The organism is Frigoribacterium sp. CF331, assembly GCF_057787905.1.
In genome coordinates this window covers 1,898,856-1,914,360 of the sequence record NZ_CM173545.1, presented here as the reverse complement: position 1 = coordinate 1,914,360, position 15,505 = coordinate 1,898,856, and the positions used below count along the sequence as shown (strand labels likewise).

Sequence of the window (15,505 nt, the reverse complement as noted above, 5' to 3'; positions counted from 1 at the left end):
GCACGGGTGTCTCGGCGACTTCCTGGGGTCTCACGAGCGCCCGAGCACGACGAAGGACCCCGTTCCGATCGACGAACCCGCGAGCTGCGGGGTCCATCGATCGGAACGGGGTTCGAGAGCAGGAGGCGCGGTGCGCGCCCCTGAGGACGGCTCGCTAGGCCTGCACGCCCGCGAGCTCGTCGATCAGGCGATCGCCCGATCGGGCCTCGATCATCTCGGCGTCGATCTCGGCGCGGTCGAGCAGCTCTTCCATGCGACGGCGGCGCTGACGCGTGATGAGCGTGACGACGGTGCCCTCCTTGCCGGCGCGGCCGGTGCGGCCGGAGCGGTGCATGTAGGTCTTGTACTCGTCGGGCATGTCGGCCTGGACGACGAGCTCGATGTCGTCGACGTGGATGCCGCGGGCGGCGACGTCGGTGGCGACGAGCACGTTGACCTTGCCGCTGGTGAGCAGCTGCAGGTTGCGCGTGCGGCGGGCCTGGTTCAGGTCGCCGTGCAGGCTCGTCGAGCGGATGCCGGCGTCCTCGAGCTGGTCGGCGAGCTGCTCGGCGAAGGCGCGGGTGCGGGCGAAGACCAGGGTCTTGCCGCTGCCCGAGGCGAGCTGCTCGATGACGGCCGTCTTGTCGCGCTGCTCGATCAGGAGCACGCGGTGGTCGATCGTGGCGCTGGCCTGGTCCTCGCCGGCGACCTCGTGGACGGCCGGGTCGACGAGGAACTCGTCGACGAGCTTCGCCACGCCCTTGTCGAGCGTCGCGCTGAAGAGCAGCTTCTGGGCGCGCGCGCCGTCGGGGCGGACGGTCGCGGTCTCGCGGATGATGCGCTGCACCGGCTCGAGGAACCCGAGGTCGCACATGTGGTCGGCCTCGTCGAGCACGGTCACCACGACCTCGCTCAGGTCGAGGCGCCCCTGGTCGATCAGGTCTTCGATGCGCCCGGGGGTGCCGATCACGATGTCGACGCCGCGGTTGAGCGCACCCACCTGGCGCTGCTGCGGCACGCCGCCGTAGACCTGCGTGGTGAAGAGGCCGACCGACCGGGCGATGGGCTGCACGGTGCGGTCGATCTGCATCGCGAGCTCGCGGGTCGGGGCGAGGATCAGCGCGCGGGGCTTGCGGCCCATCTTGCGGTTCTTCGCGCCGTTGTTCTCCATCAGCTTCTCGACCAGCGGGGCGCCGAAGGCGATCGTCTTGCCCGAGCCCGTGCGGCCGCGGCCGAGCACGTCGCGCCCGGCGAGCACGTCGGGGATCGTCGCCGCCTGGATCGCGAACGGGGCGGCGGCGCCCATCGAGGCCAGCTGACGCTCGATGTTGTCGCCGAGGCCCAGGTCGCCGAAGCTCACGCCCTCGACGTCGGCCGCGGTGACGACCTCTGCCTTGAGCTTCTCGAGCTTGACGTCGTCCTCGGGCGAGTAGTGGGTCACCGCGTCGCGCTTCGGGTAGAAGTCGCTCGACCGGTCGCCGACGCGTGCCGTGCGGTCGCCGCGGTCGTTGCTGCGGGGGGCGCGGTCGAAGCTGCGGGCCGGGCGGGCATCGCGGTCGAAACCGCCGGAGGCGCGGCCACCGCGCTCGGGACGGTCACCGTACGAACGCGGCGAGCGGTCGTCACGGGCGGGGCGGGAGTCGCGGTCGAAGCTGCGCGCCGGACGGGCGTCGCGGTCAAAGCTACGCGCCGGGCGGGTGTCGCGGTCGTAGCCGCCGGAGGCGCGGTCACCGCGCTCGGGACGGTCACCGTACGAACGCGGTGCGCGGTCGTCGCGCGAGCGGTCGTCACGGGCAGGGCGGTCGCTGCGGTCGAAGCTACGGGCGCCGCGGTCGTCGCGAGGAGCGCGATCGTCGCGGGCGGGGCGGTCCGAGCGGTCCCACGAGCGGGGACCGCGGTCGGAGCCGCGGGCGGCCTCGCGTCCGCCGTCGCGGCCGTAGCCGCGGGCGGCCTCACGGCCACCGTCGCGACCGAAGCGCGGGGCGGCCTCGCGGCCACGCTCGCCGTTGCGGCTGTCGAAGTCACGGTTGCCGAAGCGGTTGCCGCCGGCCGACTTCTCGCGCGGCTCCCAGTTGGGGCGACGGTCGTCCGAGCGGGCGGCGCCGGGGGCACGGTTGCCGCCACCGTCGCGGGTGCCGAACTCGCGGCGACCGCGCTCGGCGCGCTCGCTCGCGTCCCAACGCTTCTTGGGAGCCGGGGCCCCGACCTCGTCGGCGCGGTGGCCGCGGTGCTTGGGGCTCTTCGAGCCGGCCTTGGGAGCCCCGCCGGTGCGGTCGGTGCGCGGGCGGGAGTTGTCGTAAGGAGACATGGAGGAGTTCTTTCCGGGCTTGTCAGAGATGACGCGAAGAAATACCCGGGCAGCCGTTGACCAGGACCGTTCACAATCGTGAATTCATCCCGTCGTGACTCGACGGGAATCCGGCCCACAAGACGTACAAACCCTCGTGCTGTTCAAAGCTGTGCATGATCGGCACCCGCAGGTGCCGATGTGCTCGCGCCACAGGCGCGGTGTCTTGAGCCGACCCACCTACGATACCCGAGCCTCCGGCGAACCGGAAGCCCCGCCTCCTCGTGTGCGATCGGCGAGCGGAGCCCCGCGGCACGCCATCACGGTCGAGTTCGCGCCCGTCGGGCCAGCGCGTCGGCCCGTCGGGCACGGACTCGCCCGCCTTTCCGGCACGTGTCGGCGCCGAACCCGACCCACCTGCCGCATCGCGGCGTACCGAACCCGACCCGCGAGCGGGCCGACACGCCGCTCAGGTCCTGCTCTGGGGGGCGTGTGCACGGCCCGTCGCCGCGACGTGCACGGCCACGGCCGCACCCGGCACGCCAGCCGAGGTCACGCCCCGGTGGCAGTCTGCTCGGTCACCTCGGCCGCCTCGGCCGCCTCCTCCGGCCGAGCCTCCGCCGCACGACGATCGGCCCGGCGTTCGCCGATGCGTTCGTACAGGTAATAGATGACCGGCAGCACGACGAGCGTCAGCACCGTGGACGACACGAGCCCGCCGATCACGACGATCGCCAGAGGCTGCGAGATGAAGCCGCCGTGCCCGGTGACGCCGAGCGCCATCGGGGTGAGGGCGAAGATCGTGGCCGCCGCCGTCATGAGGATGGGCCGCAAGCGTCGCGACGCCCCCTCGAGCAGGGCCTCGCGCACCCGCAGCCCCTTCTCGCGGTACTGGTTCACCAGGTCGATCAAGACGATCGCGTTGGTCACGACGATGCCGACCAGCATGAGCACGCCGATGAGCGACGCGACGCCCAGGGGGACGCCCGAGGCCAGCTGCAGCAGGATCGCCCCGGTCGCCGCGAACGGGATCGACACGAGCAGCAGGATCGGCTGGACCAGGCTGCGGAACGTCGCCACCATCACGATGTAGACGATCAGGATGGCGATGAGCACGGCGAGGAAGAGCTGCGAGAACGCGTTGGCCTGGTCGGCCGTCGCCCCGCCGATCGTCGCGTCGGTGCCGTCCGGCAGGTCGACCGCCGCGACCGCGTCCGACACCTCGGTGCCGGCGGCCGAGAGGTCGTCGGTCGAGGGCGTGATGGTCACGGTCGCCGAGCGCACGGCGTCGGTCGTCGTGACCGACGTCGGCCCCGTCGTCTGCTCGACGGTGGCGATCGAGTCGAGTCGCACCGGCCCCGTCGGGCTCGGCAGCTCGAGGGCCTTCAGCTCGTCGACGGTCGCCGGCGGGGTCGGGTCGACGGTGTACACGTCGACCGAGCTGTCGTCGATCTCGAGCGACCCCACCCTGACGGGCTGGATGGCCTGCGACACGATGCCGCCCACGGCGACCTCGCTGTAGCCGAGCGCCGCGGCGGCCGCGCGGTCCACCTGCACGCCGATGATCGGCTGGGCCGCCTGCAGGTTCGAGCTCGCCTCGGCGGTGCCGGGCAGCCCCTCGACCTTCTTCAGCACGGCGTCCGTCGCGGTCTGCAGGCTGTCGGGGTCGGGGGCGGTGACGTCGACGGTGATGTCGTTGCTCGTGCCGAAGCCGCTCGAGGCCGACACCTCGATCTCACCGGCGTCCGCCACGTCGGCCAGCTGCGACCGCACGTCGGCCTGCAACGCGTCCTGGTCGGCGCTCTCGTCGGTGGTGATCGAGTAGGTGACCGTGCTGTCGCCGGAGCCGCCGAGGAAGCTCGCGATCGACGTGCCGCTCGACCCGATGGTCAGCTGCACCGTCTCGACGCCCTCGACGCCGTCGAGCACCTGCTCGACCCGGTCGGCGGCGTCGGACTGGGTCTCGAGGCTCGACGCGGGCGGCAGGGTCTGCGTGACGGTGAAGGTGTTCTGGCCGCTCGCCCCGAGGAAGTTCGTCTTCATGAACGGGATGACGGCGCCCGTGCCCCCGAGCACGAGCAGCGCGACGAGGATCGTCACGACCGGCCGCTTCAGGGTGCCCCGCAGCACCGGGACGTACGCACGACGCAGGCGGTCGAGCGGCCGGGCGTCGGACGGGTCGGAGGCGCGGGTCGTCAACGACTCCACCGTCGCGCCCTCGACGGCCGCGGCCTCGGCGCCCGGCGCGTGCTTGTGGGCCCTGGGTGCCCGGAGGAACCAGTACGCCAGCACCGGCACGATGGTCAGCGCGACGAACAGCGACGCGACGAGCGCGATCGTCACCGTGAGGGCGAAGGGTCGGAACAGCTCGCCCGTGATGTTGCCGACGAAGGCCAGCGGCAGGAAGACCACGACGGTGGTGACCGTCGACGCCGTGATGGCCCCCGCGACCTCGCGCACGCCGACCGTGATCGCCGCGAGGCGGTCGACGCCCGCGGTGAGGTGCCGCTTGATGTTCTCTATGACGACGATCGAGTCGTCGACCACCCGGCCGATGGCGATGGTGAGGGCGCCGAGGGTCAGGATGTTCAGCGTGTAGTCCGCCGCCTGCAGGCCGATGAACGTGATGAGCACGCTCGTCGGGATGCTGATGGCCGTGACGATCGTCGACCGGATCGACAGCAGGAACACGAGGATGACGACCACGGCGAAGACCAGGCCGAGCAGCCCCTCTTCGGCGAGGGAGTCGATCGACTGCTGGATGAACGGCGCCTGGTCGAACACGACGGTCAGCTCGACCCCGTCTCCCAGGTCGGAGGCGAGGCCCGGGATCGCGTCGCGGACGGTCTTCGACACGTCGACGGTGTTGGCGTCGAGGGTCTTGGTGACGGCGACCGTCAGGGCGTCCTGCCCGTCGACGCGGCTGATGGACGTGACCGGTGCACCGGTGAGCTGGACGTCGGCGACGTCGCCGATCGTGGTGGCCGAGGTGGCGTCGAGCAGCGGCAGGGCACGGATCTCGTCGACGCTGGTCAGACGCTGACCCGCCTGGATCGACAGGGTCTTGCCGTCCTGCGTGATGGTGCCGCCGGGGATCAGCGTGCCGTTGGCGTCGAGGGCGTCCTGGAAGGCGGCGGTCGTCAGCCCTCGGGCCGCGAGCGCCGTCTGGTCGGGCGAGATGGTGACTCGCTGGCCGGCGTCGCCGTAGATCGAGGCCTCGCGGACGCCGTCGAGCTTCTGCAGGTCGGGCACGGTGACGTTCGTCAGGCGGTCGACGAGCGCCTGCGAGTCGGCGGCGTCGTAACCGGTCACGGCGATCTGGATGACCGGCAGGTCGGCCAGGCTGCCCGTGACCACCTGGGTGTCGACGGAGTCGGGCAGCGTCAGGCGGTTGATGGCCGACTGGATCTTCTGCTCGGCCGAGTCGAGGTCGGTGCCGTAGGTGAACTCGGCCGACACGGTGCTCTGCGAGGTGCTCGACGTCGCCGAGGTGCCCTCGAGCCCGGGGATGATCTGGACGGCCTGCTCGATCGGCGTCGAGACGTCCTCGTTGACGACCTCGGGCGTGGCGCCCGGGTACGAGCTGACGATCGCGATCTGTGGGAACTGCACGTTCGGTGCGAGCTCTTGCTTGAGCGAGGTCAGGGCGATGCCGCCGAAGACGGCGACGACGATGGTGACGAGGGCGATCAGCGCGCGGTTGCGCAGGCTGAAGACGGACAGCAGGTGCACGGTGCTCCGGTGGTGAGGGGAGAGCGAGGGGAGGCGGGGCGGACGACGTCCACCGCGCCTCCATTGTCACCAGCCTCTCTGGGAACTCGCGGCGGCTTCTTGCACGCCGTGCAGGACGACGACAGCTCGACCGGGTGGGGAGGAGTCGATGCCCGGCACGGCCGAGGAGGCGCGGGTCGAGCCCCTCAGACCACCTCGGCCAGCAGCGGCGAGGCCGGCGCCTGCACCCCGTCGACGCCGTCCCACGCGGCGCGCAGGGCGGCCAGCGCGCGGTCGGTGTCGCTGTCGGCGTACGAGAACGGCACGCGCAGGAACCGCTCGAAGGCCCCGTCGACGCCGAACACCGGCCCCGCGGCGAGCAGCAGCCCCTCGCGGCGCGCCGCCAGGGTGAGCTGCGAGCTGACCGGCGCCCCGAGCCCCACCCAGGTGGTGAGCCCCCCGGCCGGCGAGGGCACCTGCCACGACGGGAACTGCTCGCGCAGGCCCCGGACCACGCGGTCGCGACCCCGTCTCAGGTGCCCGGCCCGCGCCTCCAGCACGCGGTCGAAGTCGCCGAGCAGCTCGGCGACCACGAGCTGCTCGAGCACGGGCGTGCCGAGGTCGCCGGCCGAGCGGGCGCGCACGAGTCGGTCGACGAGCGGGCGCTCGGCCCGGATCCACCCGATGCGCAGCCCACCCCAGAGCGACTTGCCCACCGAGCCGATCGAGACCGCCGGGTCGTACGCCGCCATCGGCAGGGGGGCGTCCCGACGCTCGTCGATCGCCATCTCGGCCATCGTCTCGTCCGCGATCACGACGGTGCCCTCGGCCGCTGCCGCCTCGAGGACGCGCACGCGCTGTCCGGCGGGCATGGTCGCCCCGGTCGGGTTGTGGAAGTCGGGCATGAGGTAGACCACCGGCGGGCTCGTCCGGCGCAGGGCCTGCATCAGCGACGCCTCGTCCCAGCCGTCGTCGACGGTCACGCTGACCGGCACGAGCCGGGCGCCGGCGCCGCGCAGGGCCTCGAAGGCGTGCGGGTAGCCGGGCGCCTCGACCACGGCGCGGTCTCCGCGCGAGACGAGCACCCGCGCGAGCAACGCGATGGCGTGCTGTGCCCCCAGAGTGACGACGATCTGGTCCGCGCTCGTCGCGAGCCCTCGTCGCCGGTACCGTTCGGCGATCGCCTCCCGCAGCACCGGACGCCCGACCGGGTCGTAGCCCGGGTCGTCGAGGTAGGCACCGAGCCGACCCGCCGCACGCTGGGCGGCCTCGGCGATGCCGTCGACCGCGGGCAGCGCCGCCTTGGTCAGGTCGAGCAGCCCGTCGGTGGTCGTCGGGCGCGGCACCGACGCGCGCGCCGGCAGGCGGACGACGCTGCCGCTGCCGCGCACGCTGTCGACGTGCCCGGAGTCGCGGAGGGCGGCGTAGGCCGAGGCCACGGTCGTCCGGCTGACCCCGAGGTGCGCGCAGAGGTCGCGCTCGGACGGCAGCCGGGTGCCGACCGGCAGCCGGCCGTCGAGCACGAGCAGGCGGATGCGGTCGGCGAGCGCGAGGTAACCCGGAGCCGAGGAGGCGCGCCACGAGTCGAGCAGGGCGTTCAGCGCCCGGGACGAGACGGCGGTGGCACCGTGGTCGAGGTTGGTCACGCGGCCACCCTAGGCCGATTGGCCTCTTGCCACCAGGCCACTCGGCGGATTGGATCGTCGCATGCTCTTCTCCCGCCGCCTGCTCCAGCTGTTCGTCGGCCTGACCGCCTACGGGTTCGCCATCGCCCTCATGGTGCGGGCCGGCATCGGCGTCGCCCCGTGGGACGTCCTGTCGCAGGGTCTCTCGCAGCACACCGGCCTGTCCTTCGGCACCGTCACGTTCGTCACGAGCCTCGTCGTCCTGCTGCTCTGGATCCCCCTGCGCCAGCGCCCGCGCTTCGGCACGCTCGCCAACACCCTGATGATCGGGCCGGTCGCCGACCTCGGCCTGCACGTGCTGCCGCAACAGACCGTCTGGTGGGCGCAGGGGCTGACCTTCGCGGGCGGCCTGCTGCTGCTCGCGGTGGCCAGCGGCCTCTACATCGGCGCCGACTTCGGCCCGGGCCCGCGCGACGGCCTCATGCTCGGGCTGCACGCACGGCTCGGCTGGCGGGTGGGCGTCGCCCGCACCGTCATCGAGGTGACGGTGCTCGCCGCGGGCTGGCTGCTCGGCGGCCAGGTGGGCGTCGGGACCGCCGCCGAGGCGCTGCTGATCGGGCCGCTCGTCGCGGTCACCCTGCCGCTGTTCGCGCGGCGCCGGGTGGCGACCTCCGTGGCCGTCCCGGCCCGCGCCTCCTCGTCCGTCTGAGCGGCGCCGCGGCGGGCGGTGACGCGAGCCCGGCCCCCAGCAGTACGAACCGGTTCGGACGAACCCTCCCTGACCGGGAATAAACCGCCCGCGAGCGAAGTTGACAGCCCCTCGCACGGGAGTAGAGTCGCCGCTCGTGACCAACGACACCCGGTCGCCGAAGCGCTGGCTGATCGGTGAACCCCTCCCCTCGGAGAAGCTCGAGGGGCAGCTGCTGCCGAAGCACCTCGCACTGCCGATCTTCGCGAGCGACCCGCTCAGCTCGGTGGCCTACGCGCCGCAAGAGCTGCTGATGATCCTGCTGATCGGCGGGCTGGGGTTCCTCACGCTGGCCCCGTGGGTGGCCGTGGCCGTGGTCGTGCTGCTGCTCGTCGTCGTGGCGTCGTACCGTCAGCTGATCAAGGCCTACCCGTCGGGTGGCGGCGACTACGAGGTCGCCCACAAGAACCTCGGCGAGAAGGCCGGCCTCGTCGTCGCCTCGGCGCTGCTCGTCGACTACGTCATGACGGTGGCCGTGTCGGTCGCCTCGGGCGTCGACAACATCATCTCGGCCGTGCCCGAACTGGCGCCGGTGCGCGTCGAGCTCGCGATCTTCTTCGTCGTCCTGCTGGCGGCCGTGAACCTTCGGGGCGTGCGCGAGTCGAGCAAGGCCTTCGCCGTCCCGACCTACCTCTTCGTGTCGAGCGTCTTCGTGATGATCGTCATCGCCCTCGTCCGCACCGCCCTCGGCGACCCGCCCGTCGCCGAGAGCGCCGACTACACGGTGCAGGCCGACCAGCTCACGCAGGCCGCGTTCGTGCTGCTGCTGCTGCGCGCCTTCTCGAGCGGCTGCTCGGCCCTGACCGGCGTCGAGGCGATCGCCAACGGCGTGCCCGCGTTCCGCCGCCCCAAGGTGCAGAACGCCCAGAAGACCCTCGTGCTGATGGGCAGCATCGCCATCGTGCTCTTCGCCGGCCTGGTCGCCGTGGCCCTGATCGCGAAGGTGCACTACGCCGAGGACGCCTGCGACCTGCAGGGCTTCGTCGACTGCGCCACGACCCCGCAACGCAGCCTCATCGCCCAGATCGCGAGCGCCGTCTTCGGCGGCGCCCTGTTCGGCATCCCGTTCTACGTGATCCAGGCCTGCACGGCGGCCGTGCTGCTGCTCGCGGCGAACACGGCGTTCAACGGGTTCCCCCTGCTCGGGTCGATCCTGGCCCGAGACCAGTACGCCCCGAAAGCGCTCAACACGCGCGGCGACCGGTTGATCTACTCGAACGGCGTCATCGTGCTGGCCCTCGTGGCCTGCGCCATCCTGCTCGTGTACCAGGCCAGCGTCACCGGCCTCATCCAGCTGTACATCATCGGCGTCTTCGTCTCGTTCACGCTCGGCCAGACCGGCATGGTGGTGCACTGGACCCGCATGCTGCGCGAGGGCTGCGCCGACCGCGGAGCCGTCTACCGCGCCCGCGGCATCAACGCGTTCGGCGCCCTGCTGACGGCGTCGGTGCTGGTCGTCGTGACGGTGACGAAGTTCACGCACGGCGCCTGGTTGGTGTTCGTCATCATGCCGATCCTGTTCGTGCTGATGCTCGGCGTGAACCGCTACTACCGCGACGTGCTGGTCGAGATCGAGCCCGACGCCACGACGCAGTTCGGCTCGCACGGCGACCACGCCATCGTGCTCGTGGGCACGATGCAGAAGCCCGTGCTCAAGGCCCTCGACTACGCCATCGCCGCCCGTCACGAGTCGCTCGAGGCGATCCACGTCGGCATCGACGACGAGGCCACGGCGCTGCTGCAGCGGCAGTGGGCAGAGCAGGACATCGACGTGCCGCTGCGCATCGTGGCCTCGCCGTACCGCGACATCAGCATGCCGCTCATCAAGTACATCAAGGCCCACCGCGAGGAGCACGGCAGCGAGGTCGTGACGGTCTACACGCCCATCTACATCGTCGGCCACTGGTGGGAGGCCGCCCTGCACAACCACAAGAGCCGCCGCATCCGCCAGAAGCTGATGCTCGTGCACGGCGTCACGATCTCGCTCGTGCCGTGGCTGCTCGACTCGTCCGAGGTGCTCTACGGCCGCCGGTCGCGGCCGATCCCCGGTCAGGACCGTCGCGGTGAGCCGATCCGGCCCCGGCCCGTGCCGCGCCGCGTGCTCGAGCCGGCCGGTCGCCGGTCGGGCGCAGTCGGTGGCGCCCTGGGTGCCGACGCCGGCCCCGAGGGCCGTGCCGGTGCGGCGGTCGAAGGAGGCGCGGTGCAGCGAGGCCTGGACGCCCAGCCCGCCCAGGACGGCTCGGCCGGCTCGAAGCCCGGGCCGAAGCAGACGCCCCGCGCCCCGGGGTCGGCCAAGGGCAACCGCGGAGGCGGTGCCGCCGCCCGCAAGGCCCGCTCGGCCGCCCGCAACTCGACCGGCACCGCCCCCCGCAAGAAGAAGTAGCCGCGCCTCGAGGGCCGTCAGCCCCTCGAGGTCCGTCAGCGCCTCGAGGGGCGTCAGCGCCAGATCGTGCGCGGCCGCAGCAGGCGGTGCCGCGGCTCGCTGTCGTCGAGCAGCAACGACAGCACGGCTCCGGCGACCTCGACGAGCGGCTGTTCGACGCTCGACAGGCCGAGTGCCGAGGCGACCGGGGTGTCGTCGTAGCCCACGACGGGCACCGACGAGCCGAGCACCACGGACGCCCCGAGCGCGAGGGTGTCGCTGGCGCACACGACGGCGTCCACGGCCACTCCCGCATCGAGCACCGCGCGCACGGCGGCCGAGGCGAGGGGCACCGAGTCCTCGACGGCCAGGTCGAGCGCGTCGATCGAGACCGGGTCGAGCGCGCCCCGCGACCCGAGGGCGTCACGCCACCCGCGCCTCCTGTCGTCCCCGGCGCCCGACCCCTCAGGCCAGCCGAGGAAGGCCACGTGCGTCGCGCCGCCGGCCAGCAGGTCGTCGGTCGCCGACGCGACGCCGGCCCGGCCGTCGACGTCGACCCAACGGTGCTGAGGGTCGCCCATGTCGTCGAGCCCCCAGGGGCGGCCGAAGGTGACGAAGTCGGCGCCGGCGTCGATCAGCCACTCGGTGCGCGGGTCGTCGAAGAAGGTCGAGGTGAGCACGAAGCCGTCGACGTCGGCGCCGTCCAGCAGGCGGCGGAACTGCGCGATCTCGTCGTCGGGTCCGGCCGCCGTGTACAGGAGAATGCGGTGGTCGCGGGCGTCGGCCTGCTCGGTGACGGCGTGCAGGAAGCGGTCGAGCACGGCGCCCGAGATGCCGTTCTGGACGGGGTCGAGCCGGATGCCGATGGTCGAGCTCTTGCGGGTGCGCAGCCGTCTCGCCGAGGCGTGCGGTCGGTAGCCGAGGTCGGCGATGGCCCGCTCGACGCGTCCCCGCGTGTCGGGGCGGACGATGTCGGGCGAGTTGAGCACGTTCGAGACGGTCTGCCGCGACACCCCGGCGACCGAGGCGACGTCGCTGACGGTCGGGAGGCGCGGTGCGGGCACCCGAGTCATCTCGCCCTCCGCCCCGGCGCCGGTCGGCGGCCTCCGGTCACGTTACCCCAGGGCCCGACGGCCCCCGGCGCCTCGGGCTTGACACCCGCGGGGCGGCCTGCCTACTCTGACACCACGGATTTGATCGATCAAATCACACCCGCCCGACCCGTTCCACGCGTTCCACCCGGCACCACTCCCCGACCACAGCACCAGCACCATCGCAACGACGCGACGAGAGGCCCACCATGCGACGACGCACGACCCGCCTGGCGGCAGCAGCCGCCCTCACGACCATCACCGCCCTCGGCCTCACGGCCTGTGGCTCCGGTTTCAGCGAGGGGTCGGGCGCCGCGAGCGGCGGCGCCCTCACCAGCAGCGACGACTCCTTGACCGTGCTGATCGGCTCGAGCGGCGACGCCGAGACCAAGGCCGTCACCGACGCCGTCTCGAAGTGGTCCGACGACTCGGGCACCGACGCCGAGGTCAGCGTGGCCTCCGACCTGCCCCAGCAGCTCAGCCAGGGCTTCGCCTCGGGCAAGCCGGCCGACGTGTTCTACGTCTCGACCGACACGCTCGCGGGCTTCGCGGGCAACGGCAGCCTGCTGGCGTACGGCGACCAGCTCGCCAACGAGGGCGACTTCTTCCCGACCCTCGTCGACAGCTTCACGCTCGACGACCAGTTCTACTGCGCGCCCAAGGACTTCTCGACCCTCGGCCTGATCATCAACACCGACATGTGGGCCGCGGCCGGCCTGACCGACGCCGACGTCCCGACCGACTGGGACTCGCTGAAGACGGTGGCCGCGAAGCTCACGACGGCCGACCACGTGGGCCTGGCGTTCAGCCCTGAGTACGCCCGGGTGGGCGCGTTCATGGCCCAGGCGGGCGGGACGGTCACCAACGCCGACGGCACCGAGGCGACGCTGGACTCGTCCGAGAACGTCGAGGCGCTGACCTACGTGAAAGACCTGCTGACCAGCGGCGACGCCGCCTTCTCGAGCGACCTCGGCGCCGGCTGGGGTGGCGAGGCCTTCGGGACCGGCAAGGCCGCGATGACCATCGAGGGCAACTGGATCACCGGCGCCCTCACCAACGACTACCCCGACGTGGCCTACCAGGTGGCCGAGCTGCCCGCCGGCCCCGGCGGCCAGGGCACGCTGCAGTTCACGAACTGCTGGGGCATCGCCGCCGACAGCCCGAACCAGCAGGCCGCCGTCGACCTCGTCGAGCAGCTGACGAGCACCGACCAGCAGCTCGCCTTCGCCGACGCGTTCGGCGTCATGCCCTCGATCCAGTCGGCCGCCGACACCTGGAAGTCCGACAACCCCGACCAGGCGGCGTTCCTCGACTCGGTCGAGTTCGCCCAGGGCACGCCCACGCAGGACGGCTCCGCCGCTGTGATCAGCGACTTCAACTCGCAGCTCTCGGGCCTGAAGGACGGCGACCCGAAGACGATCCTCGAGTCCGCGCAGAAGAACTTCGAGGCGATCCTCCAGTAGCCCCCCGGGCACCGCGCCTGCCCCGGCGCGGTGCCCAGGACTCCCTCCCCGGCGACGGCACGGGCGGGGCCGCGACGCGTCCTCCCCAGGGTGGTCGCGCCTCCGCCCCTCCCCCGTCCGACTCCCGCCTCCCCGCGCGAGCGCCCGCCTCCGCGACCATCGAGGAGGCGCGACCCACCGACCCGAGACAGCGCACGAAAGGCAGTCCCCATGACCGCGATCTCGACCAAGGCCCCCCGCCGGCGACGTGCCGCCTCGCGGGGCGAGGGCCTCTCGGGCTGGCTGTTCGTCTCGCCCGTGCTGATCGTCCTCGGCCTCTTCCTGGCCGTGCCCGTGCTGATGGCCCTCTGGGTCAGCGTCTCGGACTGGACCGGCCGGGGCTCACCCTTCGCGGCGGGCGTGGGCTTCGTCGGGGCGCAGAACTACCGAGAACTGCTGGGCGGCGGTGGCCTGGCCGAGCGCGACTTCGGCCTGAGCCTCCGCAACAACGCCTGGTACGTGCTCCTCGTCGTGCCGATCCAGACCGCGGTGTCGCTGCTGCTCGCCGTGCTGGTGAACCGGCAGGTGCTGCGCGGCCGGGGGTTCTTCCGCACCGCGTTCTACTTCCCGTCGGTCACCAGCTCGGTCGCGATCACCGTCCTGTGGCTGTTCCTGTTCTCGCAGAGCGGGGCCGTGAACAAGCTGCTCTCGTTCGTCGGCATCACCGGGCCCGCGTGGTTCAACGACGCCAGCGGCGTGCTGCACAACCTCCTCGCCGTGGTCGGCGTCACGCAGCCCCCGGCCCTGCTGGCCGACCACACCGCCCTCGGCGTCAGCTGGTGGGACTGGCTGGCCGGGCCGTCGGTCGCGATGTCCGCGTTCATCCTGATGGCCGTCTTCACCACCAGCGGCACGTTCATGCTGCTCTTCCTGGCGGCCTTGCAGAACCTCGGCGGCGACGTGCAAGAGGCCGCGATGATGGACGGCGCGAACGGCTGGCAGCGCTTCTGGCGCATCACGCTGCCGCAACTGCGACCGACGCTCTTCACGGTGCTCACCCTCGGCCTGATCGGCACCTGGCAGGTCTTCGACCAGATCTACACCGGCACCCAGGGCGGCCCGCAGAAGACCACGCTGACCCCCGCCTACCTCTCGTACACCTCGGCGTTCGGCGATCAAGAGTGGGGTCGCGGCGCGGCCATCGCCTTCGTGTTGTTCGTCATCATCGTCGCGTTGACGATCCTGCAGCGCATCGTGCTGCGCGAACGGGCGGTGTCGAAGAGACGCACCCGCCTCTACACGACGGGAGTCGAGCGATGACCACCACCGCACCGATCGCCGACCGGGTGAACCCCTCCTCGCCGGTCGCGCCTCCCCCGGCCTCGCCGCGCCCCGTCGGCGCAGAACCCCGCGGCACGCGACGCATCGCGGGCACCTCGGTGCTCTACGCCGTGCTGATCGTCATCGCGGCGGTCTACGTCCTGCCGTTCCTGATCAACGTGGCGACGTCGTTCAAGACCGACCCCGAGGCGGCCTCCGACCCGCTGGCGCTGATCCCGATCACGCCGACGGTCGCCGCCTACCGGCAGTTGTTCCTGAACAGCGACTTCCCGACCTGGTTCCAGAACTCGGCGATCGTGACCATCGTGGTGACGCTCGGACGGGTCTTCTTCAACTCGCTGGCCGGCTACGCCCTGGCGCGGCTGCAGTTCCGGGGGCGCAACGTCATCTTCGTGCTGCTGATCGGCGTGATGGCGGTGCCGACGGTCGTGCTGCTCATCCCGAAGTTCCTGGTCATCAACCAGCTCGGCATGTACGACTCGTACTCGGGCATGATCGTGCCGCTGCTGACCGACGCCGCCGGAGTCTTCATCATGAAGAACTTCTTCGAGTCGATCCCCCGCAGCGTCGAGGAGCAGGCCCGCATCGACGGCGCCGGCACCTTCCGGGTGTTCTGGTCGATCGTCCTGCCGATGGCCCGGCCCGCACTCGTGACGATCATCATCCTGTCGTTCCAGGGCTCGTGGAACGAGCTCTCGCATTTCATCGTGTCGACGCAGTCGCCCGAGCTGACCACCCTGACCAAGGGCGTCGCGAGCCTCGCCTCCGGGCAGCTGAGCCAGGGGTCGCAGTACCCGATCAAGCTCGCGGCCGCCGCGGTGATGACCATCCCGGTCGCGATCGTCTTCTTCGTCTTCCAGCGCCGCATCATGAACGCCAGCGCCGGGGCGGTCAAAGAGTGACCCGCACCGCGACCCCC

Annotated in this window: 9 protein-coding genes; 5 read left to right on the top strand and 4 right to left on the bottom strand. The window is 71.8% G+C overall.

What is annotated here, in order from left to right:
* Window positions 1-154: 154 nt before the first annotated feature.
* The 3 genes from AC3CCI_RS08910 to yczR all read right to left on the bottom strand — a co-directional run bounded on the left by AC3CCI_RS08910 (window position 155) and on the right by yczR (window position 7,623).
* Window positions 155-2,287 (bottom strand): DEAD/DEAH box helicase, encoded by a 2,133-nt coding sequence (locus AC3CCI_RS08910; protein WP_488626915.1) that lies wholly within the window; start codon window positions 2,285-2,287, stop codon window positions 155-157.
* Between the two features lie 531 nt (window positions 2,288-2,818).
* Complete coding sequence (locus tag AC3CCI_RS08905) at window positions 2,819-5,998, bottom strand: efflux RND transporter permease subunit (protein WP_488626914.1); 3,180 nt, start codon at window positions 5,996-5,998, stop codon at window positions 2,819-2,821.
* A gap of 185 nt (window positions 5,999-6,183) precedes the next feature.
* Window positions 6,184-7,623 (bottom strand): MocR-like transcription factor YczR, encoded by a 1,440-nt coding sequence (gene yczR, locus AC3CCI_RS08900; protein ID WP_488626913.1) that lies wholly within the window; start codon window positions 7,621-7,623, stop codon window positions 6,184-6,186.
* Window positions 7,624-7,684: 61 nt separating this feature from the next.
* Between yczR and yczE the strand changes: the two genes are divergently transcribed.
* Entirely contained in the window at window positions 7,685-8,311 is a 627-nt protein-coding gene (gene yczE, locus AC3CCI_RS08895; RefSeq protein ID WP_354595454.1) for a membrane protein YczE, read from the top strand.
* A gap of 136 nt (window positions 8,312-8,447) precedes the next feature.
* Window positions 8,448-10,733, top strand: a complete 2,286-nt coding sequence (locus AC3CCI_RS08890) for an APC family permease (RefSeq protein WP_488626912.1) — start codon at window positions 8,448-8,450, stop codon at window positions 10,731-10,733.
* A 53-nt stretch (window positions 10,734-10,786) separates the two neighbouring features.
* Here the strand turns inward: AC3CCI_RS08890 and AC3CCI_RS08885 are convergent, their stop codons facing one another.
* Complete coding sequence (locus AC3CCI_RS08885) at window positions 10,787-11,785, bottom strand: LacI family DNA-binding transcriptional regulator (protein WP_354595456.1); 999 nt, start codon at window positions 11,783-11,785, stop codon at window positions 10,787-10,789.
* 227 nt (window positions 11,786-12,012) lie between these two features.
* Here AC3CCI_RS08885 and AC3CCI_RS08880 point away from each other — a divergent pair, with 227 nt between their 5' ends.
* From AC3CCI_RS08880 to AC3CCI_RS08870, 3 genes are all read left to right on the top strand, one after another.
* Window positions 12,013-13,266, top strand: coding sequence for a sugar ABC transporter substrate-binding protein (locus tag AC3CCI_RS08880; protein WP_488626911.1), 1,254 nt, complete (start codon window positions 12,013-12,015; stop codon window positions 13,264-13,266).
* A 210-nt stretch (window positions 13,267-13,476) separates the two neighbouring features.
* Entirely contained in the window at window positions 13,477-14,565 is a 1,089-nt protein-coding gene (locus tag AC3CCI_RS08875) for a carbohydrate ABC transporter permease (protein WP_354595458.1), read from the top strand.
* Window positions 14,562-15,488, top strand: coding sequence for a carbohydrate ABC transporter permease (locus AC3CCI_RS08870; protein WP_488626910.1), 927 nt, complete (start codon window positions 14,562-14,564; stop codon window positions 15,486-15,488). Before AC3CCI_RS08875 ends, AC3CCI_RS08870 begins: the two co-directional genes overlap by 4 nt.
* Window positions 15,489-15,505: the final 17 nt, after the last annotated feature.